This window comes from Stenotrophomonas indicatrix, from assembly GCF_050573115.1.
Lineage (GTDB): Bacteria > Pseudomonadota > Gammaproteobacteria > Xanthomonadales > Xanthomonadaceae > Stenotrophomonas > Stenotrophomonas lactitubi_A.
In genome coordinates, this window is sequence record NZ_JBNYZT010000009.1 from 95,406 (window position 1) to 118,703 (window position 23,298).

14 protein-coding genes are annotated in these 23,298 nt (G+C 66.6%); 6 read left to right on the top strand and 8 right to left on the bottom strand.

The window, feature by feature from the left end:
• Positions 1 to 283: 283 nt before the first annotated feature.
• The 4 genes from ACQ5SA_RS19080 to ACQ5SA_RS19095 all read right to left on the bottom strand — a co-directional run bounded on the left by ACQ5SA_RS19080 (position 284) and on the right by ACQ5SA_RS19095 (position 6,057).
• Positions 284 to 2,572, bottom strand: coding sequence for a TonB-dependent receptor (locus ACQ5SA_RS19080; protein ID WP_499315575.1), 2,289 nt, complete (start codon positions 2,570 to 2,572; stop codon positions 284 to 286).
• Between the two features lie 176 nt (positions 2,573 to 2,748).
• Entirely contained in the window at positions 2,749 to 3,489 is a 741-nt protein-coding gene (phbB, locus tag ACQ5SA_RS19085) for an acetoacetyl-CoA reductase (RefSeq protein ID WP_499315576.1), read from the bottom strand.
• Between the two features lie 24 nt (positions 3,490 to 3,513).
• Positions 3,514 to 4,842, bottom strand: coding sequence for a CitMHS family transporter (locus tag ACQ5SA_RS19090; protein WP_100462759.1), 1,329 nt, complete (start codon positions 4,840 to 4,842; stop codon positions 3,514 to 3,516).
• A gap of 78 nt (positions 4,843 to 4,920) precedes the next feature.
• Positions 4,921 to 6,057, bottom strand: coding sequence for an OprO/OprP family phosphate-selective porin (locus tag ACQ5SA_RS19095; protein WP_236510231.1), 1,137 nt, complete (start codon positions 6,055 to 6,057; stop codon positions 4,921 to 4,923).
• A gap of 244 nt (positions 6,058 to 6,301) precedes the next feature.
• Here ACQ5SA_RS19095 and ACQ5SA_RS19100 point away from each other — a divergent pair, with 244 nt between their 5' ends.
• The 4 genes from ACQ5SA_RS19100 to ACQ5SA_RS19115 are packed head-to-tail and all read left to right on the top strand — an operon-like array spanning position 6,302 to position 10,138.
• Positions 6,302 to 6,991 (top strand): response regulator, encoded by a 690-nt coding sequence (locus tag ACQ5SA_RS19100; protein WP_499315577.1) that lies wholly within the window; start codon positions 6,302 to 6,304, stop codon positions 6,989 to 6,991.
• The gene (locus tag ACQ5SA_RS19105) at positions 6,984 to 8,375 is read left to right on the top strand and encodes a sensor histidine kinase N-terminal domain-containing protein (protein WP_499315579.1); all 1,392 of its coding nucleotides are present in this window, start codon (positions 6,984 to 6,986) and stop codon (positions 8,373 to 8,375) included. The genes ACQ5SA_RS19100 and ACQ5SA_RS19105 overlap by 8 nt, the downstream gene beginning before the upstream one ends.
• Positions 8,372 to 9,427: an ABC transporter substrate-binding protein gene (locus ACQ5SA_RS19110; RefSeq protein ID WP_499315580.1), complete on the top strand. Its 1,056-nt coding sequence runs from the start codon at positions 8,372 to 8,374 to the stop codon at positions 9,425 to 9,427. The genes ACQ5SA_RS19105 and ACQ5SA_RS19110 overlap by 4 nt, the downstream gene beginning before the upstream one ends.
• A gap of 60 nt (positions 9,428 to 9,487) precedes the next feature.
• Positions 9,488 to 10,138, top strand: a complete 651-nt coding sequence (locus ACQ5SA_RS19115; RefSeq protein ID WP_230113285.1) for a response regulator — start codon at positions 9,488 to 9,490, stop codon at positions 10,136 to 10,138.
• Positions 10,139 to 10,668: 530 nt separating this feature from the next.
• Here the strand turns inward: ACQ5SA_RS19115 and ACQ5SA_RS19120 are convergent.
• Both ACQ5SA_RS19120 and ACQ5SA_RS19125 read right to left on the bottom strand, forming a co-directional pair.
• Complete coding sequence (locus tag ACQ5SA_RS19120) at positions 10,669 to 13,314, bottom strand: hybrid sensor histidine kinase/response regulator (protein WP_499315581.1); 2,646 nt, start codon at positions 13,312 to 13,314, stop codon at positions 10,669 to 10,671.
• Between the two features lie 68 nt (positions 13,315 to 13,382).
• Positions 13,383 to 14,552: an OprO/OprP family phosphate-selective porin gene (locus ACQ5SA_RS19125; protein WP_230112996.1), complete on the bottom strand. Its 1,170-nt coding sequence runs from the start codon at positions 14,550 to 14,552 to the stop codon at positions 13,383 to 13,385.
• A gap of 329 nt (positions 14,553 to 14,881) precedes the next feature.
• Here ACQ5SA_RS19125 and ACQ5SA_RS19130 point away from each other — a divergent pair, with 329 nt between their 5' ends.
• Positions 14,882 to 16,237, top strand: coding sequence for a dicarboxylate/amino acid:cation symporter (locus ACQ5SA_RS19130; RefSeq protein WP_089236772.1), 1,356 nt, complete (start codon positions 14,882 to 14,884; stop codon positions 16,235 to 16,237).
• A gap of 229 nt (positions 16,238 to 16,466) precedes the next feature.
• On the top strand, positions 16,467 to 18,758 hold the full coding sequence (locus ACQ5SA_RS19135; protein ID WP_230112995.1) for an NADP-dependent malic enzyme: 2,292 nt from the start codon (positions 16,467 to 16,469) through the stop codon (positions 18,756 to 18,758).
• Positions 18,759 to 19,161: 403 nt separating this feature from the next.
• On the opposite strand, the gene ACQ5SA_RS19140 is transcribed toward ACQ5SA_RS19135, so the two are convergent.
• Positions 19,162 to 19,917 (bottom strand): basic secretory protein-like protein, encoded by a 756-nt coding sequence (locus ACQ5SA_RS19140; protein ID WP_499315583.1) that lies wholly within the window; start codon positions 19,915 to 19,917, stop codon positions 19,162 to 19,164.
• Positions 19,914 to 23,258 carry a GH92 family glycosyl hydrolase gene (locus ACQ5SA_RS19145; protein ID WP_499315584.1) on the bottom strand — a complete coding sequence of 1,115 codons (3,345 nt, stop codon included), beginning with the start codon at positions 23,256 to 23,258 and terminating at the stop codon, positions 19,914 to 19,916. Before ACQ5SA_RS19145 ends, ACQ5SA_RS19140 begins: the two co-directional genes overlap by 4 nt.
• Positions 23,259 to 23,298 lie beyond the last annotated feature (40 nt).

Below are 23,298 nucleotides of genomic sequence, written 5' to 3' on the forward strand. Positions count from 1 at the left end.
TTCCTGCGAGACGGCCAGCAATCCACCAGAGGGATTGCGCTTGAAGAGCTTTAAAAGCAAAGAGCCGGGCACTGCCCGGCTCTTTGCTTCTGCTCTTGCTTTCCATTGCCTCCGCGCCGGCGCGGGGAACTGTCCAGCGCGGGTAGGCAGGCCCATGCAGGACCGTTGGCGCCATGGATGGCGCCATCGAGCCCCCAGGGACGGGTTTACGGCGTGTCCTGCATGGGCCTGCCTACCCACGCCATGCAGGAACAATCAACGCGCCGCAGCGCCCGCTTTCGACTTAGAACTCCGCTGCCACCGTCATGAACACCTGCCGCGGCGCACTCGCATGGATCGCATACCGCGTGCCCTTCGGATCGGTCGGTGCGAACGAGCTCAGCTGACCCGCATAGCGCTTGTTGGTCAGGTTGGTCGCATTCAACGACACCCGCACGTTGCGCAGGCCCATGCCCGGGCCGAAGTCATAACCGGCGCCCGCATCGAAGGTGGTCACGCCCGGCACCGACTGGTCGTTGGTGTACGTGTAGTAGCGCTTGCCGGTGTACTTGGCGCGCAGGCTGGCGAAGAAGCCATCGCGGTTCCAGCTGATCTCGCTGGACGCCATGCGCTGCGGCGTATCCACGGTGATCTTGCCGGCCACCGGCACGATCGCACCGCCCGAGGTGTAGTCATCCTCGTAGGTGGTCTTGTTCCAGGACAACGCGTTGTACCACTGCAGGCCATCGACCGGCTTGAGGATGAAGGTCAGCTCGGCACCGTGGCTCTTCACCGAACCCACGTTGATGAAGCGCGTCACGCACTCCGGACGCGTACCAACTTCGATGCTCGAGCACGGGTTCAGCGACAGCAGGCGGTTGTCGAACTTCACGTTGTAAGCCGCGATCGAGGCTTGGTATTTCTCGCCGAAGGTACGGAAACCCGCTTCCAGGCTCTTGGACTTCTCCGGCTCCAGGCCGGCGCTGGCCGCGAACGATTCCGGCGACACCTGCAGCGGGCCGCCGCTGCCACCGCCGACGAAGGCGGCAATGTTCTCGGCATACGAGGCGAATACTTCGTTGTTGGCGTTGAGCTTGAAGCCCACGCCCAGCTGCGGCAGCACCGATTCCTTGGCGGTCAGCGTGCCCGAGGCGATGCTGGTTTCCACGCCCGGCTGGGCCTTGGCAGTCATGCGCGTGTTGGGGCTCTTGATGCCCACGTCCACGGTCAGGCGCTGGTCGAGGAAGCGCATGCGGTCCTGCACATAGAGCTGGCGGGTACGGATGTCGAAGTCCTGGTTGAACAGGCGGCGGTCGGGGTTCTGCAGGTACAGGTCGTCCAGGAACGGGCCGCTGATGTAGTAGAAGTTGCGCGAGACGTTATGGTCGTTCTGCTCGTACCACACACCGGCTTCCAGCTCATGGATGCCCACCGTCCACGACAGCGCGGCGGTCACGCCGTCGCGGTTGATGGTGTAGTTGGTGCTGCGGATCGAGATCGGCAGCATCTTGTCGGTGCCGGGGTAGGACGGCTGACCCGGCGCCCACCAGTGGCCCTGGCCACGGTTCTCATGGTGGTAGCCCAGCAGCTTCAGGCGACCCTGCTCACCCAGGCGGATGTCGGCGTCGATCGAGTACAGGTTGTCGTCGCGCAGCGCACGGCTCTGGTAGTACGCATCGTCGATGCTGTTGACGCCGCCGCTGAACTGGCATTTGCTGCGGTTCAGCGTGCCCGGCGCGCAGTAGGCGGCGGCAACGGCGCGGTCCCAGTCCGGTGCATAGATGTTCCAGTCATAACCCAGGCCGCGCGCCAGCATGTCCTTGGACAGGTAGGCATAGTTGGCCTGGCTGGCGCGCGAGGTGGCGACGAAGGCACCGAAGCGGTTGTCGCCCACGTTCCACACCGCCTTGGCGTTGAACTGGCGGGTGGTCTGGTTCTGGTACGGCGCGGCCCACATGTCCTGGTCCTGGTGCACACCGGAGACATACGCCGAGAAGCCGTTGATGTCGCCGGTGTCCACGCGCAGGTAGCCGCGGCGCTGGTTGTCATCACCCGCGGTGATGCTGGCGCGTCCACCGAATTCGGTGGACGGATCCATCGAGAAGTACTGGATGGTGCCGCCAAGGTTGCTGGTCGAGGCCACGCCCAGCGAGCCGATGCCCTGTGACAGCTCTGCGCCGGCCAGGTTCTCGGCGATCAGTGCACGGGCGATGCTCAGGCCGTTGTAGTTGCCGTAGCTGTTGTCGCCCAGCGGAATACCGTCCAGCGTGTAGCCCAGGCGGCTCTTGTCGAAGCCGCGCAGGCTGATGGTCTGCGATTCTTCATTCGCACCGAATGCATCGTTGGACTGCACCGACACGCCGGGCAGGCGGTCGAGGATCTTCTGGCCGCTGGTACCCGGCGGCAGCACCTGCTTGTCGACAGTGGTGATGCGCTGCACCTGGCGGGTCTCGCCCTGGCCGATGACCGAGACGGTATCCAGCGTCTGCGCGCTCAGCGCGGTATCGGCGGTGGCGTCGGTGGCTTCAGCGGCGTGGACGCTGGCGGCGGAAAGCGCGATCGCCACGGCGATCGTCAGATATCGGGTCTGCATGATGGTCCATTGCATGGGGGGTGATCACCGGCCCGGGGCGCGGTGCATGGCCACTATGCGAAGGGAACATGAAACCTTGTTTACGAAAAACCAACGAACGGCATTGCGGGGGAATCCGCGCAGGGCGTGAATCTACCGGGGGAGGGGAGTAGATCCACGCCATGCGTGGAGAAGGGCTACCCCATGTACAGGCCGCCGTTGACCGGATAGTCCGCACCGGTCACGTAGGAGGCTTCATCAGAGGCCAGCCAGGCACACAGGCCGGCCACTTCTTCGGGGCGACCCAGGCGCCGCACCGGCACCGACGCGGCCAGCCGGTCCAGCACGTCCGGCGGGAAGCTGCTGATCGCCTGGCTGGCGATGTAACCGGGCGACAAGGTATTCACGGTGACCCCGCGCGAGGCGACTTCAGCCGCCAACGCGCGGCTGAAACCGTGCATCGCCGCCTTGGCCGTCGCGTAGTTCACCTGGCCGATCTGGCCCTTGTGGGCGCTGACCGAACCGATGTTGATGATGCGGCCCCAGCCACGCGTGGCCATGCCATCGACCACCTGCTTGGTCAGGTTGAACAGCGAGTTGAGGTTGGAGGCGATCACCGCATTCCAGTCCTCCACCGTCATCTGCCGGAACAGCAGGTCGCGGCTGCCGCCGGAATTGTTGACCAGCACGTCGACTTCGCCGACCTCGGCACGAACCTTGCCAAAGGCCGCCGTAGTCGACGCCCAATCGGTCGCGTTGCCTTCGGAGGCGATGAAATCAAAGCCCTGTTCGTGCTGCTCGCGCAGCCAGTTGGCCTTGCGCGGCGAGTTGGGTGCGCAGCCGGCGACCACGGTATGGCCGGAACGGGCCAGGCTCTGGCAGATGGCAGTGCCGACACTGCCCATCCCGCTGGTGACGTAAGCAATTCGAAGCGTCATTGCAGAAGACTCCTTGGTAAGGGATCAGGCAGCGAAGGGGTACAGGCCGAACAGCAGGCCGCCGATCATCAGCAGCAGCGAAATGGCGATCGCCCACTTCAGGGTGAACTTCTGGTGGTCGGCGAATTCGACCTTGGCCAGCCCCACCAGCAGATAGGTGGAGGGCACCAGCGGGCTGAGCAGGTGCACCGGTTGCCCGGCCAGGGACGCGCGCGCCATTTCCACCGGCGTGATGCCGTAGTTGCCAGCGGCCTCGGACAGGATCGGCAGCACGCCGAAGTAGAACGCGTCGTTGGACATGAAGAAGGTGAACGGCATCGACGCTACCGCGGTGATCACCGCCAGGTACGGGCCCCAGCTATCGGGGATGATGGCCAGGAAGCTGTGCGACATCGCTTCGACCATGCCGGTGTTGTTGAGGATGCCGGTGAAGATGCCCGCAGCGAAGATCAGCGCCACCACCGACAGCACGCTGCCGGCATGGCTGACCACGCGGCGGCGCTGCTCGGCCAGGTTCGGGTAGTTGATCACCAGCGCGATGGCGAAGCCGATCATGAACAGCACCGGCATCGGCAGCACCCCGATGATGAGTGCGCTCATCAGGGCCACGGTCAGTGCCAGGTTGACCCACAGCAGCCTGGGGCGCTTGGTGTCTTCGGCATCTTCCACGGTCGGCAGCGTGTTGCCGTCGTCGGACACGCTGTTGTCCATCCAGCTGCCACCCTTGGGCAGGGTCACCACGCCGAGGCGACGGCGCTCCTTCAGGCCCAGGTACCAGGCCAGCAGCAGCACGCCAGCGCAGGCGATCACCATCGACGGAATCAGCGGCACGAACACATCGGCCGGGTCCACGTGCAGTGCGGTGGCCGCGCGTGCGGTCGGGCCGCCCCACGGCGTCAGGTTCATTACACCACCGGCGAGGATGGTCACGCAGGTCATGTTCAGCGCGTTCATGCCGAGTCGCTGGTACAGCGGCAGCATCGCCGACACGGTGATCATGTAGGTGGTCGAGCCATCGCCGTCGAGCGAGATCAGCATCGCCAGCACGGCGGTACCGAACACGATCTTCATCGGGTCACCCTTGACGAAGCGCAGGATGATCCGCACCAGCGGATCGAACAGGCCCGCATCGATCATCACGCCGAAGTAGAGGATGGCGAACATCAGCATCACGCCGGTCGGCGCGATCTTCTTGATGCCTTCCAGCATCATTTCGTCGATGCCGGCAGCGAAGCCACCGATCAGGGCGAAGATGATGGGAATGGTGATCAGGGCAACGAGTGGCGACAGTCGTTTGCTCATGATCAAGTACATGAACGTAATGACCATGCCAAAGCCGAGGATGCTCAGCATCATCTGCGGACTCCTAGAGGAAACAGGACGTGGGACGTGGAAGGGGGCCGGGAGCGTGCGCGCCCGGGAAGAACGCGTTTAGAAGTCGAACTGCAGGCGTCCGGTGACCGCGCGCGTGCGGTCCACCGTGGTGCCAGCCAAGCGGTCGCGGTTGCGGCTTTCGATCACGTTGAGCATGAAGCGCAGGTTGTCACGCAGGTACCAGTTGCCGCCCAGCGTCCAGCCTTCGGTGCTGCCTCGGCGCAGGTCGGGTTGGCCATCGAGGTGCTGTGCGCCCCACATCTGGTCGTAGCGCAGGGCCACTTCGAAGGCACCGGCCTTGTGGCGGATGTTCTTGACCCGGGCGAAGCGGCCGGTCTTGCGGTCGTAGGCACGGCTCTCGCCGGTGACGAACCAGCTGAGCATGCCGTAGGCGGCCATCACATCACCGCGCTGGGCACCATCATCGAAGGTTGCGCCGCTGAATTCGCCCTGCCATGACAGCGGGCCGCGCACCTGCGCATATTCCAGCGACCACTTGTTGACGTCGGTATCGCGGCCAGCGGAGAAATCGACCAGGGTCAGGCGGCTTTCGTCGGACAGATGCCCGGCCGGACGCGGGCGGATCTTCAGGCCCGGGGTGCCGTTGCCACCCGGGTTGTCGTAGGCCTCCCGGGCCAGCGACAGGCCCAGGTGCAACACGTCGCCCTCGCTGGGGGCCGGTGCCCAGGTGACGCGGCCACCGGCGGCGCGGCCCTTGACCTGCCAGGCATCGATGCTTTCCAGGCTGTACACGCTGGCTGCCCAGGTGAAATCGCCCGGATTGGCCTGCCAGGACGCGCCCAGCCGATACAGCGGCGCCAGCGTGGTGCCGGCGTTGCCGCGCTCCAGGAAGCTGCCGTAGTTGGAACCGGTGCGGTCGTCCAGCGAGAAATACTGCTTGAACTGGCCCACGGTGAGCCGGCCGGCATCGCCGAAGCTGCGGCTCAGGTAGACGTCTTTGGCCTCGACGCGGTCGCCGGAGAAATCGGCTTCCAGCTTGTAGTCGACCACGAAGAACTTGCCGGAAACGTCAACCCAGGCGCGACGGATTTCGGTGTCGTCCTTGTTCGGCGTGCCCCGGTTGTCGTTGTCGAAGGTGGCGAAGTCCAGGTGCAGGCGGCCGCCGACCGTGGCGGTCACCGGACGCTCGTCTTCGGCGAAGGCCGGCGCGGCCAGCGCAGCCAGGGCCATCATGGCGGCAGGACGCCGCCAGGCAATGCTCAATTCCACAAACCCTCCCAGGTGCACGCCAGGCGCGCGGCAATCGTGGGCACCGGACGGTGCGCGGCCGCAGTCTGTGTCGCGCAAGCTGTCATCGTCCTGTCAGCGGTTTGTGCAGTGCAGCGAAATGGCGGGTGGCGGAGGCCGCCGGAGCAGGGCGGCGGACGTCATGCATCCCCACGCGGTAGCATTCGTTTCCCCCCTCACGCCCCCACCCATGCGCCTGCTGCTGGTCGAAGACAACCCGGACCTGGCCGATGCGATCATCCGTCGCATGCGCCGCAGTGGTCACGCGGTGGACTGGCAGGCCGACGGCCTGGCCGCCGCCAGCGTGCTGCGTTACCAGAGTTTCGATCTGGTGGTGCTGGATATCGGCCTGCCCAAGCTGGATGGGCTGCGCGTGCTGGCCGGCATGCGTGAGCGCGGCGACAGCACGCCGGTGCTGATGCTGACCGCGCGCGATGGCATCGAAGATCGCGTGCAGGCACTCGATGTCGGTGCTGACGACTATCTGGGCAAGCCATTCGACTTCCGCGAGTTCGAAGCGCGCTGCCGCGTGCTGCTGCGACGTGCACGCGGGCAGGCCAGCGAAGTGGTGCAGATCGGCGGCTTCCAGTTCGACAACGCTGCGCACAGGGTGACCCTGGATGGCGAGCCGATCGAGCTGCCCAACCGCGAATATCGTTTGCTTGAGATCCTGGTGGGCCGCATGGGCCAGGTCGTGGGCAAGGATGAAATCGGCAATGGCCTGTTCGGCTTCGATGACGAAGCGGGGCCGAACGCCATCGAGCTGTATATCGGTCGTCTGCGCAGGAAGCTGGCAGGCGCGCCGCTGCGCATCACCACGGTACGCGGCGTCGGCTATCTGCTTGAAGCCAGCGACAGCCAAGCCGACGCCGATGGCTGACGCGCGCAGCGCAAGCACTGCCCCCGGGTCGCTGCGGCGCACCCTGCTGCTGTATCTGGGCGCGCTGCTGGCGGTGTTCGCGGTGGCGCTGCTGTTCGCTGCACGCGACTACGGCCAGCGCGCGGCCAACCGCTCCTACGACCATCTGCTGGTGTCCTCGGCCCTGTCGATCGCCGATTCGGTGGCCTTGGTGGACGGCCAGTGGCAGGTGGACCTGCCCTATGCCGCGCTGGACCTGCTGGCGATGGCGCCGGAAGACCGCGTGTTCTACCGGGTCGCCGACAGTCGCGGCAACCTGATCACCGGCTACGGCGACCTGCCAGCGTCGCCGCGTCGGCCGGGCACGCAACCGCAGCTGTTCGATGCTGCCTACAGTGGCGAGACCGTGCGCTTCGTGGTGGTCGGGCGCAGCTTTGCCGCTGCCTCCGCGCAGGGCGAGGTGCAGGTGCAGGTGGGGCAGACCCGGCGTGCGCGCGAAGCGGTGGCGCAGGAGCTGGTGAACCGCGCGCTGCTGGCGATCGGCGTGTTGTCGGGGTTGCTGCTGGCACTGGTGGCCTTCGGCGTGCATCGCGCGTTCCGGCCGCTGGTGCGGGTCGAGCGCGAACTGTCACGCCGCGAGCCGTCCGACCTGAAACCGCTGGACGCGCGCGTGCCACGCGAGATGGACCAGATGGTGGCAGCGCTGAACCGCTTCATGGAGCGCTTGTCCAGCAGCAATGAAACCCTGCGTGCGTTCATGGCCGAGGCCGCGCACCAGATGCGCACGCCGCTGGCAGCGCTGCGCGCGCAGGCGCAGCTGGCACTGGATGACGACGACCCGCAGGACATGCGGCGCAGCCTGCTGGCGATCGAGCGCAACGCCACCCACATGAGCCGCCTGCTCAACCAGCTGCTCAGCGATGCTAGCGTGATCCATCGATCACATCTGCAGCGCTTCGCCACCGTGGACCTGGCCGAGACCGTGCACCAGGCGCTGCACGAAGCGCTGCCGCAGGCCGGGCCCGCCCCGCGCGTACAACTGGCGATGACGGCCGAGCCGGTGCAGGTGCACGGTGACGCGCTGTTGCTGCGTGAGGCCATCAAGAACCTGGTCGACAACGCGCTGAAGTACGGCGGCGAGGGTCCCTTGCAGATCGCGCTGACCGCTGAAGGCGGACAGGCCGTGCTGACCATCGCCGACCACGGCACGGGCATTGCCGCGGCGGATGCCGAACGCGTGTTCGAGCGTTTCGCACGGGGCGAGGGCGCACCCTCTGGCGGAGCAGGCCTCGGCCTGGCCATCGTCAAGCGGGTGGTCGACAGCCATGGTGGCCAGATCGATCTCAGCAACCGACCGCAGGGTGGCCTGGTCGCCACCATCCGCCTGCCCCGGAGCAGCACATGATCCGCCTGTTCGCCGCCACTGTTGCCCTGCTGCTGGCCGTGCCGGCTCTCGCTGCACCGGGCGACGTACGCCGCTTTCCCGCACAGGGCACCGCCACCGCGCAGCTGCGCATCCATGGCACTACAGATATCGAGGTCTTCGCCGAGGTCATCGCTGATTACCAGCGACTGCATCCGGGCAGCGAGGTGGTGTACGAAGACATCATCACCCAGGACCTGTACGCGCGTTACCTGCATGACCGCGCCGGACCTGCATCGCCGGATCTGCTGATCTCCAGCGGCATGGACCTGCAGACCAAGCTGGTCAACGACGGTCATGCGTTGCCGCACCGCTCGGTGCAGACCCAGGCGCTGCCTGCGTGGGCGCAGTGGCGTGGCGAGGCATTCGGCATCAGCTACGAGCCGGTGGTGATGGTCTACAACACGCGCAGGCTGCCGGCCGCGAAAGTGCCGCACACGCGTCGACAACTGCTGGACCTGCTGCGTGCGGAAGGGGCGCCGTTGCGCGGCAAGGTCGGTACCTACGATATCGAACGCAGCAGCGTGGGTTACCTGTTGGCGACCCAGGATGCCCAGCGCGGCAGCATCGCCGGGGCCCTGCTTGGTGCGCTGGGGGACAACGCGGTGGTGCGCGAGGAACGTACCGGCGTGCTGCTGGACCAGGTGGCCAGTGGCCAGTTGTCGCTGGTCTACAACGTGCTGGGCTCGTATGCGCAGGCCCGTATCGATGCGGGCGCACCGCTGGCCATCGTCGAGCCGGAGGACTACACGCTGGTGGTACTGCGTACTGCGGTGATTCCGCGCACCGGAGCGCACCCGCAGGAAGCGCGGCGCTTCCTCGACTACCTGCTGTCGCCACGCGGCCAGCAGGTGCTCGCGCGCGAGGCACGGCTGATGCCGATCGTGCGCGGCGATGCACGCGGCGACGATGCGCCCGGCCGCAGCCGCCGTCCGATCCAGCTCGGCCCCGGCCTGCTGGTCTACCTGGATGCGCTCAAGCGCCGCCAGTTCCTGGATGCCTGGCGCAGCAGCGTGGAGCCGGCAGGGCGCTGATGCCCTGGTAGCGCGGGGCCTTGCCCGTCGCATGCGGTTTGCTGCCCGTACAATGGCTGCATGAGCGAATACACCATCCTGATCGCCGACGACCATCCGCTGCTGCGTTCGGCGGTGGTGCAGTCATTGCGGCAGAGCCTGCCGCTGGCGCAGGTGCGCGAGGTGGCCAGCGCTGAAGCACTGGCCGCGGCGCTGGACGCACAGCCCGATGTGGATCTGGTGCTGCTGGACCTGACCATGCCAGGTGCGCACGGGTTTTCCGCGTTGCTGCACGTGCGCGGTTCGCACCCGGACATTCCGGTGGTGATCCTGTCTTCCAACGATCATCCGCGGGTGATCCGCCGCGCGCAGCAGTTCGGCGCGGCCGGTTTCATTCCCAAGTCCGCACCTGCCGAGACCATCGGTGAAGCCGTGGCGGCGGTACTCGATGGTGGCCTGTGGTTCCCGGCGATGGCGGCCGAGCGTTCCGAAGCCGACGCGCTGCTGGCCAGCCGGCTGGCGCAGCTGACGCCGCAGCAGTTCAGGGTGCTGCTGTGCCTGGCCGACGGCCTGCTCAACAAGCAGATCGCCTACACGCTGGGCTTGGCCGAGAACACGGTGAAGGTGCATGTCACCGCGATCCTGAAGAAGCTCGAATGCCACAGCCGCACGCAGGCCGCAGTGCTGGTGAAGGCGCTGGAGCCGGAAGGCGACGCAGGCATCGGGTTGTAGTTCCAGCCAACGGCGTAGCCCCTCGTGGGTGGAGGATTGGGTGGGTCGTTGAAAGCAAAAGCTGCGAGTGGGCCGGTCGGGTTGGGTTCGCGGGGGACGCCGTGAATCCGTCCCTGGAGGCTTGGCCGCCGCATCCATGCGGCGGACACCCCCGCGAACCCAACCCGACCGACCTCTGACAGATTCCGGTGGTCTGCCACCCACGGAGAAAAAGAAGATCAAAAGCAAAAGCGGCTTGGTCGGCCGCATTGCCTCCTGTAGAGCCGAGCCACGCTCGGCTTGTGAGCAAGCGCAGCGCTGCGACCCGCTTTTGATCCTCTTTTTCTTCTCCGTGGGTGGGGAACACCCGGAACCTGTCAGCGGCCGGGTGGGTGGGTAGTGCGGGGTGTCCGCGGCATGGATGCCGCGGCCAAGCCCCCATGGACGGGTTCACGGCGTCCCCGCAGTACCCACCCACCCGGCCAGCCCTCAGTAACCCGGCTTTCCGCGATCAATCAACACCCACGAGGGGCTGCGCCGTTGGCTGGAAATCACCCGCGATGGCGGATCAACAACTGACTCATCAACGCCCGCAGCGCCGGCGGCTTCACCGGCTTGGCCATCATCCCCCAGCCGCGCTCAGCGGCCATCTCGCGCAGCCCGGCATCGCGCTCGGCGGTGACCAGCACCACCGGCGGCCGCGCCTGCCAAAGCTCCGCCAGCGTCTCGTACAACACTGGGCCGTGGTGATCGCCCATGCGTACATCCAGCAGCACAAGTTCCGGAACCGCGCCCGCACTGGCCAACTGCAGCGCCGCCTGTGGGCCATCGGCCAGCACCACCTCGCAGCCCCATCGTTCCAGCAGCGCGCGGCTGGCCGCACACACGTGCGGATCGTCGTCGATCACCCACACCCGACGCCCACGCAGCGGATTGTCTGCAGCCGGCTCCTGCACAACGACGGGCGCGGGTGCAGTGGCCGGAATGGCGCTGGCCTCGCCAAACGGAACACCCACCGCGAACACGCTGCCCTGGCCAAGCTGCGAGCGCAGCGCGATGGGATGACCGAGCAGGCGACCGATGCGATCCACGATTGCCAGGCCCAGTCCAGCGCCACGCTGCTGGCCATCGTGCAGGCGCCGGAACTCCTCGAATATCTCGCCCTGCAGGGCATCGGGAATGCCCGGACCCTGGTCGTGTACTTCGATCCACAGCAGGCCATCGCGGCGCCGGCAGCCGAGCAGCACGCGGCCGCGTTCGCTGTAGCGCACGGCATTGGACAGGAAATTCTGCAGGATGCGGCGCAGAAGTGCTTCATCGCTGACCACTACCGCATCGGTATCCACCCAGTCCACGCGCAGACCGCGCGCCTGCGCGCCAATGCCGGATTCGCGTGCCAGCGCCTGCAGCAATGGCCCCAGGCGGAAGGCCTGCACGCGCGTGGGCAGGCTGCCTGACTCCAGCCGGGCGATGTCCAGCAGGCTGTTGAGGATCGCGTCCTGTGCAGCCAAGGCGGCGTCGATGTGGTCGCTGGTCTGCTGCTGAGCGGGATCGCTAAGCTTGCCGCGCAGCACCGACACGAACATGCGCGCGGCATTCAGCGGCTGCAGCAGGTCGTGCACCGCCGACGCCACGAAGCGAGTCTTGTAGCGGTTGGCCTGTTCGGCTTCGCGGCGGGCTTCGTCCAGATCCTGCGTGCGTTCGGCCACGCGGTGTTCCAGCGCGTCGGCCAGCGAGCGCAGTTCGCGTGCAGCGTTCTTGTAGCTGGTGATGTCGGCGTAGCTGGTGACGAAGCCACCATCGGGCAGCGGGTTGCCGCGGATTTCCAGCACCGTGCCGTCGTCCTTCTCGCTCTCGCGCATGTGCGGGCGACCGCTGCGCAGATGGGTCAGGCGGCGTTCGATGGCCTCGTCGATCGGGCCGGGGCCCAGCAGGCCACGACGTGCGTTGAAGCGGAACAGTTCTTCGATCGGACGGCCGACCCGCACCAGCCCCGCCGGGAAGCGGAACAGCTCCAGATAGCGCGAATTCCACGCCACCAGACGCTGTTCCTTGTCGATCACCACCACGCCCTGTGGCAGATGTTCAAGGCTGCGGCTCAAGCCCACGTCGGCGTCGGTGGCGGCTTCCAGCAGGCCATCCTGGGCGGTGCGCAGCTCCTGGGCGTGCTGCTTGAGCAGGGTTTCCAGTTCGCGGCGGCTGCGCTGGCGATGCTTGGACAGGCGACGTCGCTGCTGCACGAACAACACCAGGAATCCCAGCGCCAGCCATGCGGCGGCGCCGGCCACTGCCGCGCCGCGGCCCGCGCTGGTGGCCGCGCCTGCGTCATGCAGCAGATGCAGGCTCCAGTCTTCGTCGGGCAGCGCCAGGGTCTGCCACAGCATCGCCTGCGGCAGTGGCGGGTCGAGCAGGCGGACCATGCGGCCACCATCAGCCAGTACATCTTCGGTGCGCACGCGCAGCGGTTGCAGCGAGCGATCGGCATACTGCCGCGCCGCGCGCATCTCGTTGCGTTCCTCCGTGCCGAGCGGGCGCAGCAGGCGGTAGCGCCAGGCATCGCGGTTGGCCAGGAACACCACGTCGTGGTTGTCGCTGGTCAGCACCACGTCCGGGCTGTTCAACCATTCCTGTTCAAGCGCGGACAGCTCGATCTTGATCACGATCACGCCGATGCGCTGGCTGTCGGCATCCAGGATGGCCTCGGACATGAAGTAGCCGGGCACGCCGGTGGTCATGCCGATGCCGTAGAAACGACCACGGCCATGGGCCAGTGCTTGCTGGTAGTAGGGGCGGTAGCTGTAATCCTCGCCGACGTTGCTGGTCTTCTGATCCCAGTTGCTGGCGGCGACGGCCACGCCATCGCGGCCGACCAAGGTCAGCGTCGAGGTACGGGTAACCTGGTTGGCGCGCTGCAGTTTCAGGTTCAGGCGTTGCCGCTCGGCGGGCGAGGGCGGTTCCCGCAGTGCGTGCTGCAGGTCCGGATCCAGCGCCATCACCTGCGGCAGGGTGCCGAACCGGTCGATGCGCTGTTGCAGCCCCTGGCCGTACAGCTGCAGCTGGCGCTGCACCTGCGCGCTTTCCGTGCCCAGCGCGCGACGCCAGGCGTAGTGGCCTGCGGCGACCGCGCACAACACGGTGCCGGCCACCATTACCAGAACGGTCAGCAACTGCAGGCGGTGGCGGCTGAGCCAATACATGGCGGCAGTCTACGCAGGGCCGGCGGGCGTGGTGTACACGCCCGCCGGGATCTGACACGTGGAAGGGATCAGAAGTGCATCTGCGCGCGAAGTTCGAAGATCTCCGGGGTGCTGTGCACACCGCGACGGCTGGCGTCGACCTTCACGTAGTTGGCCTGGAACTTGAAGTGGCTGGTCAGGTACCAGTTCGCGCCCAGGGTCAGGTCGTGCTGGCGGCCGCCGAGGATGCTGCCGTCGTCCAGGTCCAGGCGGCTGTAGCGGGCCACCAGTTCCACCGCACCGTAGTCGTGCGCCGGCTTGATGTTGGCAACGGCGCCGGCGTTGTACGGGCGCGATTCGCCGGTCAGCACCCAGCTTGCCGTCGCGTACTGGCCGTGGCCGGTGTAGTCGGGCTTGCCATCATTGCGGGTGACGGTGGCCTGCAGCGCTTCGGCCTGCAGAGAGAACGGACCGCGGATCCAGATGCCTTCCAGGCCGGTGCGGCGGATCTGGTCGGCAGTGACCAGTGCGCCCGAGTCGACCAGGCGGATGTCGGTCAGGCCGGCTTCCGGGCGGGCCCGCAGGCGGGCGCTGGCTTCATGATGCACGTCGCGGCCATCGTGGTAACCGCGCGGATTTTCCTGCGAATAGGCCAAGCCCAGGTGGATTACGTCACCCGGTGCCTTCACCGGCGTCCACACTGCCCGCACCGCCTGGGTAGTGCCGGGGTTGTCGCCCTGCAGGTCTTTGCCGCCATAGGCGCCGGCCTGCAGCAGGTACTGCGGACGCTCCAGCACCCATTCCACACCGGTGCGGCGGCCTGCGTAGAACGCCTGCACGGGCAGCGCGGTTTCCAGGAAGCTGCCGGCGCGCGAGGAGGTATTCGCATCCAGGCCGACCGGGGTCTTCATGTAGCCGAAGCGGAAGCGGCCGACATCGCGGCCGAAGAACGCCTTGCTCTCGAAGCGCACGAACACGTCCAGCCAGGTATCGGCCTGGAAGTCGTAGTAGACCATCGCGTCGTACACGCCCTTCTTTTTCAGGGTCGCGCCGAATTCCTTGCGGCGCACCGCGTCGTCATCGTCGATGCCGCTGGCGGACGAGAAGTCGTTGTAGTCGTAGGCGATGTTGGCGGTGGCGGCCAGTTCAGTGCCGTCGCCGAAGGTGTACTTGGTCGGCCAGTTGTCGAAATCGGCAGCCGAAGCGAAGGCGGGAAGCGCCGCCAGGGAAAGGGCGAGCAAGGTGGGAATCGGGCGCATGATGGTGCGGCTCTCTCAGATGCGTGTGGACAGGACAACAACGGCCGCAATGGCCGGAACTTTCGCAATGACGCGCCCGGCCGTTCAGGTCGGGCCACCGGCATCCCCGCGATCAGCGGTGCGGCGCCAGTGTAGGCAGCGCAGCCACCTGAACCGGGGGGCTAGTACCAATAGGTTATCTGCGTGGCGGTGCGTGGCGCGTACAAAGGCGTCCATTGGTCGCACCCCTGTGCCTGCAATCGAGGGGCATGCGATCAGTTTCCACGGTAACGGTTCCCGTGCATTTCCGGGGCCGTACGTGCCTGAAAACGCCCCTTCCGGAGTCCGCCATGCACATCCCGACCGCTGCGCCGGTGCCCAGCAAGCCGTTGCCGCTCTACCGCCAGCTGTACTTCCAGGTGATCGTGGCGATCGTCCTGGGCGCTGTTCTCGGCCACTACGAGCCGCTGATCGGCGAGAAGATGAAGCCGCTCGGCGATGCCTTCATCAACCTGGTGAAGATGATCATCGCGCCGGTGATCTTCCTGACCATCGTCACCGGCATCGCCGGCATGACCCATCTGCGCACGGTGGGCCGGGTGTTCGCCAAGGCGATGGCGTACTTCCTGTTCTTCTCCACGCTGGCGCTGATCGTCGGCATGATCGTGGCGCACGTCGTGCAGCCCGGCGCCGGCATGAACATCAACCCGGCCGAGCTGGACCAGACCGCGGTGCACAGCTACGTCGAGAAGTCGCACGACCTGACCCTGGTCGGCTTCCTGATGGACATCATCCCGAAGACGCTGCTGAGTGCCTTCGTTGACGGCAACATCCTGCAGGTGCTGTTCGTGGCAGTGCTGTTCGGTATCGCGCTGGCTTCGGTGGGCGAGAAGGGCAAGCCGATCCAGAACTTCCTGGAAGCGCTGGTCGCCCCGGTGTTCAAGCTGGTGCACATCCTGATGAAGGCCGCGCCGATCGGTGCCTTCGGCGCCATTGCCTTCACCATCGGCAAGTACGGCGTTGGCTCGCTGGTCAACCTGGCCTGGCTGGTCGGCTCGTTCTACCTCACCGCCTTCCTGTTCGTTGCGGTGATCCTGGGCGTGGTCTGCCGCCTGTGTGGCTTCTCGGTATTCAAGCTGGCCCGTTACCTGAAGGCCGAGCTGCTGCTGGTGCTGGGCACCTCGTCGTCGGAGTCGGCGCTGCCGTCGCTGATGGAAAAGATGGAACGGGCCGGCTGCAGCAAGTCGGTGGTCGGCCTGGTGGTCCCCACTGGCTACTCGTTCAACCTGGACGGCACCAACATCTACATGACCCTTGCGGCGCTGTTCATCGCCCAGGCGACCAATACCGAGCTGACCCTGGGCCACCAGATCGCCCTGCTGCTGGTGGCGATGCTCAGCTCCAAGGGCGCGGCCGGCGTCACCGGGGCCGGCTTCATCACCCTGGCCGCCACCCTGGCCGTGGTGCCGGAAGTGCCGGTGGCCGGCATGGCGCTGATCCTGGGCGTGGACCGCTTCATGAGCGAGTGCCGCTCGCTGACCAACTTCATCGGCAATGCGGTGGCCACGGTGGTGGTGTCGCGCTGGGAAGGTGCGCTGGACCGCGACCGGCTGAAGCTGGCGCTGGATGGTCGTGAAAGCGAGCTGCCGCCGCCGGTCGATGCCGTGCCGCTGGCAATGGCCGAGGCGCTGCCCGCCAAGGGCTGACCCGGGTGTGTGGTACTGCGGGGCCGGTCACGACAGTGGCACGGCCCCGCAGCGTTTCAAGGCGTCCCACGGCTGTCATCGCCAGCGCTGAAGCTGTGCTCTGATAACGTCGCATACGCCACGGAATTGTGCGGTCGCAGCATCACTGCGACAGCATAGCGACAGGTCCGACCGCTCCAACGGGGGTATGATCCCCTGTCCCTTCTGCCCATTCATGTAACCCACATCGATGTCCAACGAAGATTTCAAACAGGCCGCCCTCGATTACCACCGGATGTCTCCGCCCGGCAAGATCAAGGTTTCCGCTACCAAGCCCATGCTGACCCAGCGCGACCTGTCGCTGGCGTATTCGCCGGGCGTGGCGTACGCCTGTGAAGCGATCAAGGCCGATCCGCAGCAGGCCAGCGAGCTGACTGCCCGCGGCAACCTGGTGGCGGTGATCTCCAACGGCACCGCGGTGCTGGGCCTGGGCAACATCGGCGCACTGGCCGGCAAGCCGGTGATGGAAGGCAAGGGCGTGCTGTTCCAGAAGTTCGCCGGCATCGATGTGTTCGACATCGAAGTGGACGAGAACGACCCGGACAAGCTGGTCGACATCATCGCCTCGCTGGAGCCGACCTTCGGCGGCATCAACCTGGAAGACATCAAGGCACCGGAGTGCTTCATCGTCGAGCGCAAGCTGCGCGAGCGCATGAAGATTCCGGTGTTCCATGACGACCAGCACGGCACGGCGATCATCGTCGGTGCCGCGGTGCTGAACGCCATGGCGATCACGGGCAAGAAGATCGAAGAAGTGAAGCTGGCGACCACGGGCATGGGCGCGGCCGGCATTTCCTGCGTGAACATGCTGGTGCAGCTGGGCCTGAAGCCGGAGAACATCCTGGCCTTCGACCGCGAGGGTGTGATCCATACCGGCCGTACCGACCTGGACCCGGAAAAGCAGCGCTATGCGCGCGACACCGACAAGCGCACCCTGGCCGAGATCGTTGACGGCGCGGACATCTTCCTGGGCCTGTCGGCACCGGGCATCCTGACTGCCGAGATGGTCACGACGATGGCGCCGGATCCGGTGATCTTCGCTCTGGCCAACCCGACCCCGGAAATCATGCCGGAACTGGTGCGCGCTGCGCGTCCGGACGCGATCATCGGTACCGGCCGTTCGGACTACCCGAACCAGGTCAACAACGTGCTGTGCTTCCCGTACCTGTTCCGCGGTGCGCTGGACGTCGGCGCGACCGCGATCAACGAGGAAATGAAGATCGCCTGCGTGCGCGCGATCGCCGCGCTGGCCCGCCGTGCCGCCACCGACATGGGCTCGGCCTATGGCGGCGAAACCCCGAGCTTCGGCCGCGAGTACCTGATCCCGCGTCCGTTTGACCGCCGCCTGCTGGTGGAGCTGTCGGCCGCCGTGGCCCAGGCCGCGATGGATTCGGGCGTGGCCGCCCGTCCGATCGCCGACATGGAAGCCTACCGGCAGAAGCTGTCGCAGTTCGTCTACCGCACCAGCCTGATGATGAAGCCGGTCTACGACCGCGCGCGCAGCGACAAGCAGCGCGTGGTGTATGCCGAAGGCGAAGAGGAAGTGGTGCTGCAGGCGGTGCAGAACGTGGTCGATGACGGCCTGGCGCATCCGATCCTGATCGGCCGCCCGGAAGTGATCGAATCGCGCATCGAACGCCTCGGCCTGCGCCTGAAGATCGGCGAGAACATTGAAGTCACCAACATCAATGACGACCCGCGCTTCAACGAATACTGGCAGTACTACCACGGCCTGACTGGCCGCCGTGGCGTCACCGTGGCCGCTGCCAAGAACCTGATGCGTTCGCGCCCGACCCTGATCGCCGCCGTGATGGTGGCCCGTGGCGAAGCCGATGCGATGCTGACCGGCATCGTCGGCCGCTTCCACAAGAAGCTGGGTTACGTGCGCAGCGTGCTGCCGCTGGAATCGAAGGTCACCTCGACCTCGGCCATGACCGGCGTGATCAACCAGCAGGGCGTGTTCTTCTTCGTCGACACCCACGTGCAGGAAGACCCGACCGCAGAGCAGCTGTGCGAAGCGACCCTGCAGGCGGCGTACCGCATGAAGCTGTTCGGTGTCGAGCCGAAGGTGGCCCTGCTGTCGCACTCCAACTTCGGCAGCCACGATTCGAAGGATGCGCTGAAGATGCGCCAGGTGCGCGAGCTGCTGCTCAAGCGCAACCCGCGTCTGAACGTGGACGGCGAAATGCAGGGCGACACCGCATGGGATGAAGCCCTGCGCCAGAAGCTGCTGCCGGGCTCGACCCTGCAGGGCCGTGCCAACCTGTTCGTGCTGCCGAACCTGGAAGCGGCCAACATCGCCTACAACCTGGTGCGCGTGTTCACCGATGGCGTGGCGATCGGCCCGATCCTGATGGGCGTCAACAAGCCGGTGCACATCCTGACCACCAGCGCGACCTCGCGCCGGATCCTGAACATGACCGCGATTGCCGCGGTCGATGCGCAGATCCGTAAGCAGATCGAGGCGGAAAAGAAGGTGTAAGCCTTCGTTCCGCCGCGATCTGCAGAAACGCGCCCTTCGGGGCGCGTTTCGTTTCCGCCCCGCGGAAACGGTAGTGCCGGCCGCTGGCCGGCAACCGCAATCATGCCCAGGTACACCGCGACAGCCGGCCAGCGGCCGGCTCTACCTGCAGGCGCCTGCCACACCCGCTACGCCGCCCGGTAATCCCCCTGCAACCTCGCTGCGGCCCAATACGCCCACGCGGCCTGGCCGTGGGAAGGGTCCGGACCGGCCTTCCCACCCTGGGCCCGACCAACTTTCCATGGGCGGAGCAGTGTCATGCGCAGTCGAGTGACCAAGCGGTATTTCCAGCAGTTGTTCGCGCTGTACGCTGGCTTCGTGCAGTTGCGTTGAAGGCCGGGGCATTGCCCCGGCAACGTCGAACTTACCGCCGCTTCGCGCGTCGTGCGGGCGGCGGCGCAGGGGCCGGGGAGCGCGGCTTGGCGTACTCCGTCCACAGCGCCGGCAGGGGCTTGCCGGTGTGCTTCTGCCACAGCGCGGGTGCATAGCGCCCGTCGCGCAGATCCTTGTCCAGTGCCTGCACCAGTCCCGGGTGCGCCGCTTCGGCCCACTTCAGGAAAGCACCGGTCACCCGGTAGCCACTTTCAACCGTCTGGCCCTGGCTCAGCTTGTCCGGCAACGCCCAGCCAGCAGCGGTGTTGTTCATGCCGTAGCGGTCGCGCGCGTAGTCGGCGATGCCCTCCACCAGCCAGCCCGGCACGCGCTTGTCGCCATAGCTGGGGTAGCCCTGCACGATGTGCATCGCTTCGTGGGTCACCAGATCAATGTCATCCGGGTGCTGGGCCAGCCAGCCCGGATTGATGGTGATGGTGCTGGCCTTGTCCTTGTCGCCGACGAAGGCGACGCCGTTGTACGCCGGATCGATCACGATGCGCACTTCGCTCGGCGCGGCCGGGCGGAAGTCCGCACGCTCGCGCAGGTAGGCGAAGTAGAACGTATCGATGATGCGCTTGCGCACCGGCGCGGCCAGCGCACCGGCAGCATCCTGGTAGTACAGCGTTACCCCGTCACGGCTGACCTGGCCATCGAAGGCCTGGGTCTGCGGCTGTGCTTGGCTGAGGCTTGGGAATACAAGAGCGGCAAGAGCGAGGGGGAGGAAACGTAGGCGCATGGACGTCATTGTAGGTGGGAGGGCGCCAACAGTTCGATCTCGGCCAGCTGCAGGCGCCCCGGCGCAGCCAGGCGCAGACGGTACTCGGCGTAGCGTGAGGGCGAAGCGATACGGAATGGACGGGTCTGCCGGGCCGAGGTGAAGTCTTCTCCGCGGCGCTGGTCCAGCGTTACCCAGCGCCCGGTGCCGGTACGTGCTTCCAGCGTCCACTCGCCGCCACGGATAGCGCCATCACCGCTGGTCAGCGTGTACATCGTCGGTGCGCCATCGCCCACGTGGCTCAGCGCGATGGTCGCGCCACCGCCCAACGGCACTGCCGTCGTGGCATCGTCGTCCACCAGTGCGGGCAGAGCGCGGCCGTCGGCCAGCGTTGCCTGCGCGCCGCTGACCAGAAGGTCGTGCAGCAGCTGCGGTCGCTGGCCACGCGCGGTCAGCGAGCGCGGCACATCATCCACGCCGCTGCCCCAGCGCGACGGCTGCGGGCCCATGACGAAGTCCAGGGTCGCGCCCTTGGCGATCACCTCGTGCGGCACCCAGGTCTTCGTCCACGGTTTGCCGTTGATCTTCAGTGACTGCACGTACACGTTCTCTCGCGAATTCTGCGCTGCATTGACGGTCAACACCGCGCCCCCCTGCAGCTCGACGCGCGCATGCTGGAACGCCGGCGAACCAATCGCGTATTCCGGCGCGCCCATCCGCAGCGGATACAGGCCCAGCGAGGCCAGCACGTACCACGCTGAGGTCTCGCCGTTGTCCTCGTCGCCCGGATAGCCCTGGCCGATTTCGCTGCCGACGTACAGCCGTGACAGGATCTCGCGCACATGCTGCTGGGTCTTCCACGGCTGTCCGGCATACAGGTACATCCACGGGATGTGGTGTGCCGGCTGGTTGCTGTGCGCGTACATGCCCATGCGCACATCGCGCGCTTCGGTCATCTCGTGGATGGTGCCGCCGTAGGAGCCGGCGAACGCGGCGTCGGCGGTTTCCGGCGTGGCGAAGAAGGTGTCGAGCTTGGCGGCCAGCTTGTCGCGGCCACCGTACAGCGCGGCCAGGCCTTCGCCGTCGTGCGCGGCGGTGAAGGCGAACGTCCAGCCATTGGATTCTGTGTAGTCGTGGCCCCACACGCGCGGGTCGTAATCCTTGGCATCCAGACGCCAGCTGCCATCGGGCTTGCGGCCCTGGAAGAAGCCGGCGGCCGGATCGAACATCGTCGCGTAGCTGGCGGCGCGGTAGCGGAAGTAGTCGGCTTCGGTCGAGTAGCGTTCGCGCACGGACGGTTTCGTCGCGCGCTTGGCCAGTGCATCGGCCATGTTGGCGATGCCGAAATCATTGAGCGCACCTTCCATCGTCCACGACATGCCTTCATGCACGTCGGCGCTGGCATAGCCGCGGAATGTTGAGCGATCCATGCCCTTACGGCCGACATGGCGGTCCGGCGGCACCACGGTGGCGTTCTTCAACGCGGCCGCGTAGGCCTCTTCCGGATCGAAGCCGCCGATACCCTTCAGCCACGCATCGGCGAAGGCCACGTCCGAGCTGGTGCCGACCATCAGGTCCGCGTAGCCGGGCGAGGACCAGCGCGCGATCCAGCCACCGGCGCGGTACTGCTCGATGAAACCCTGTACCAGCTCACCGGCATCATCCGGGGTGAACAACGCATACGCCGGCCAGGTGGTGCGGAACGTGTCCCAGAAGCCGTTGTTGACGAAGACCTTGCCGTCGCGCACGGGCGCGAAGCTGCGCGTCGCGCTGCCGTCGGTGTTGTCATCGGCGGCGCTGGCCTGGCTGGCATAGCGCCAGTCGGGAGCGGCCGCAGTGCCCGCATTCTCGTGGCCGGAATTGGGGTACAGGTACAGCCGGTACAGGCTGGAGTACAGCGTGGTCTTCTGGTCGTCGCTGGCGTTGCCGATGTCGAATCGGGCCAAGCGCGCATCCCACGCGTCCTGTGCACGCCCGGCCACGCTTTCCAGCGTATCGGCTGCGGCGATCTCCAGCGCCAGGTTGTGGCGCGCCTGCTCGACGGAGATCAGCGAGGTGGCGATGCGCATCGTCACCCGTTGCTCGCTGCCTGCGTCGAACTTGATGTAGCCCGTCGGGCGGCCGGTACCGATCTGGCCGCTGCTGCGCCACGGCTTGTCGAAGCTGGCCACCACATACATGCGGGTGGCGCCGTTGGACAGGCCGCTACGGGTATCGGTGTAGCCGGACAACGTCTGCGTGGCGGCATCGAGGGTGAGCCCGCCGCGCGCATCGACGTTGTCGAACAGCAGGTTGGCGTCGCCGCCTGCGGGGAAATCGAAGCGGAACAGTGCGGCATGGTCGGTGGGGGCGATGGATGCGGCGATGCCGTTGTCGAAGCGCACGTCGTAGCGATACGGGCGCGCGCTTTCCTGTGCGCGGTCGAAGGGCAGTGCACGCTTGCTGCGATCAGCTTCAGGCACACCGCGCGTGGCGGAGGGCATCACCTGGAAGGTCTGGCGGTCGCCCATCCACGGGCTGGGCTGGTGGCTCAGGGCGAGCGCCTGCAGCTGCGGCCGGTTCCTGGCATCGTTCTGCTCGTTCCAGCGGTACAGCCAGTTCAGTGCGCCGGCATCGGTCACCGGCGTCCAGAAGTTGAAGCCGTGCGGTACAGCGGTGGCCGGGAAGTTGTTGCCGCGCGAGAAGGTGCCGTTGGCCTGGGTTCCGCGGGTGGTCAGCACCCAGTCGGAGACACGCTGCGGTGCCTGCCGTGACTGCACGTCCAGACGCACGTCGTCGATCCAGCCCGATACGGGTGCGCCATCGGCGCTGGCCACCTCGAGCTCGATGGCGATCACGCGGCGGCCCTTCAAGGCGGGCACATCGCCCAGGCGTACCGCCTTGCGCGCCCACTGCTGCGGATACAGCGTCTTCGAGTCGCCCTGTGCCTGTGCGCCCAGCGCCACGCCGTGCTGGTCGCGCGCGCCGCTGGCGGATACGCGGCTGCCATCGTCCAGCAGCAGGTCCAGCGAAACATGGGTGGAGGCCACGGTGTCCTTGCCAACGATCTCCGGCAGTACCAGCCAGGACAGCGTGGTGTCGGTGTCGATGGGCAGATCGGTCTTGAACAGTTCGCGGCGCGCCTGGCCGCCATTGGCGCTGTAGTGCAACGCATGCAGGCCGCTGTAGCCGACGTTGCGCTTGGCCGCGTACGGCGCGCCAGGACCAGTGCCGACCTCAACGGACAGCGCACCATTGGACCGGGCCGGTGCCGGCTCGCCCGGCTCGAAGGAGGTCTGCAACCCTTGCGCCAGCACCGGTGTCGCAGTGGTCGCACAGGCCAGGGCCAGGGCGAGCGGAAGCAGGGCGCGGCGCGGATCGGACAGGGTCATGCAGGGTCTCCCGGTAGGGCAGGCGGCAGGCAGAACCCGC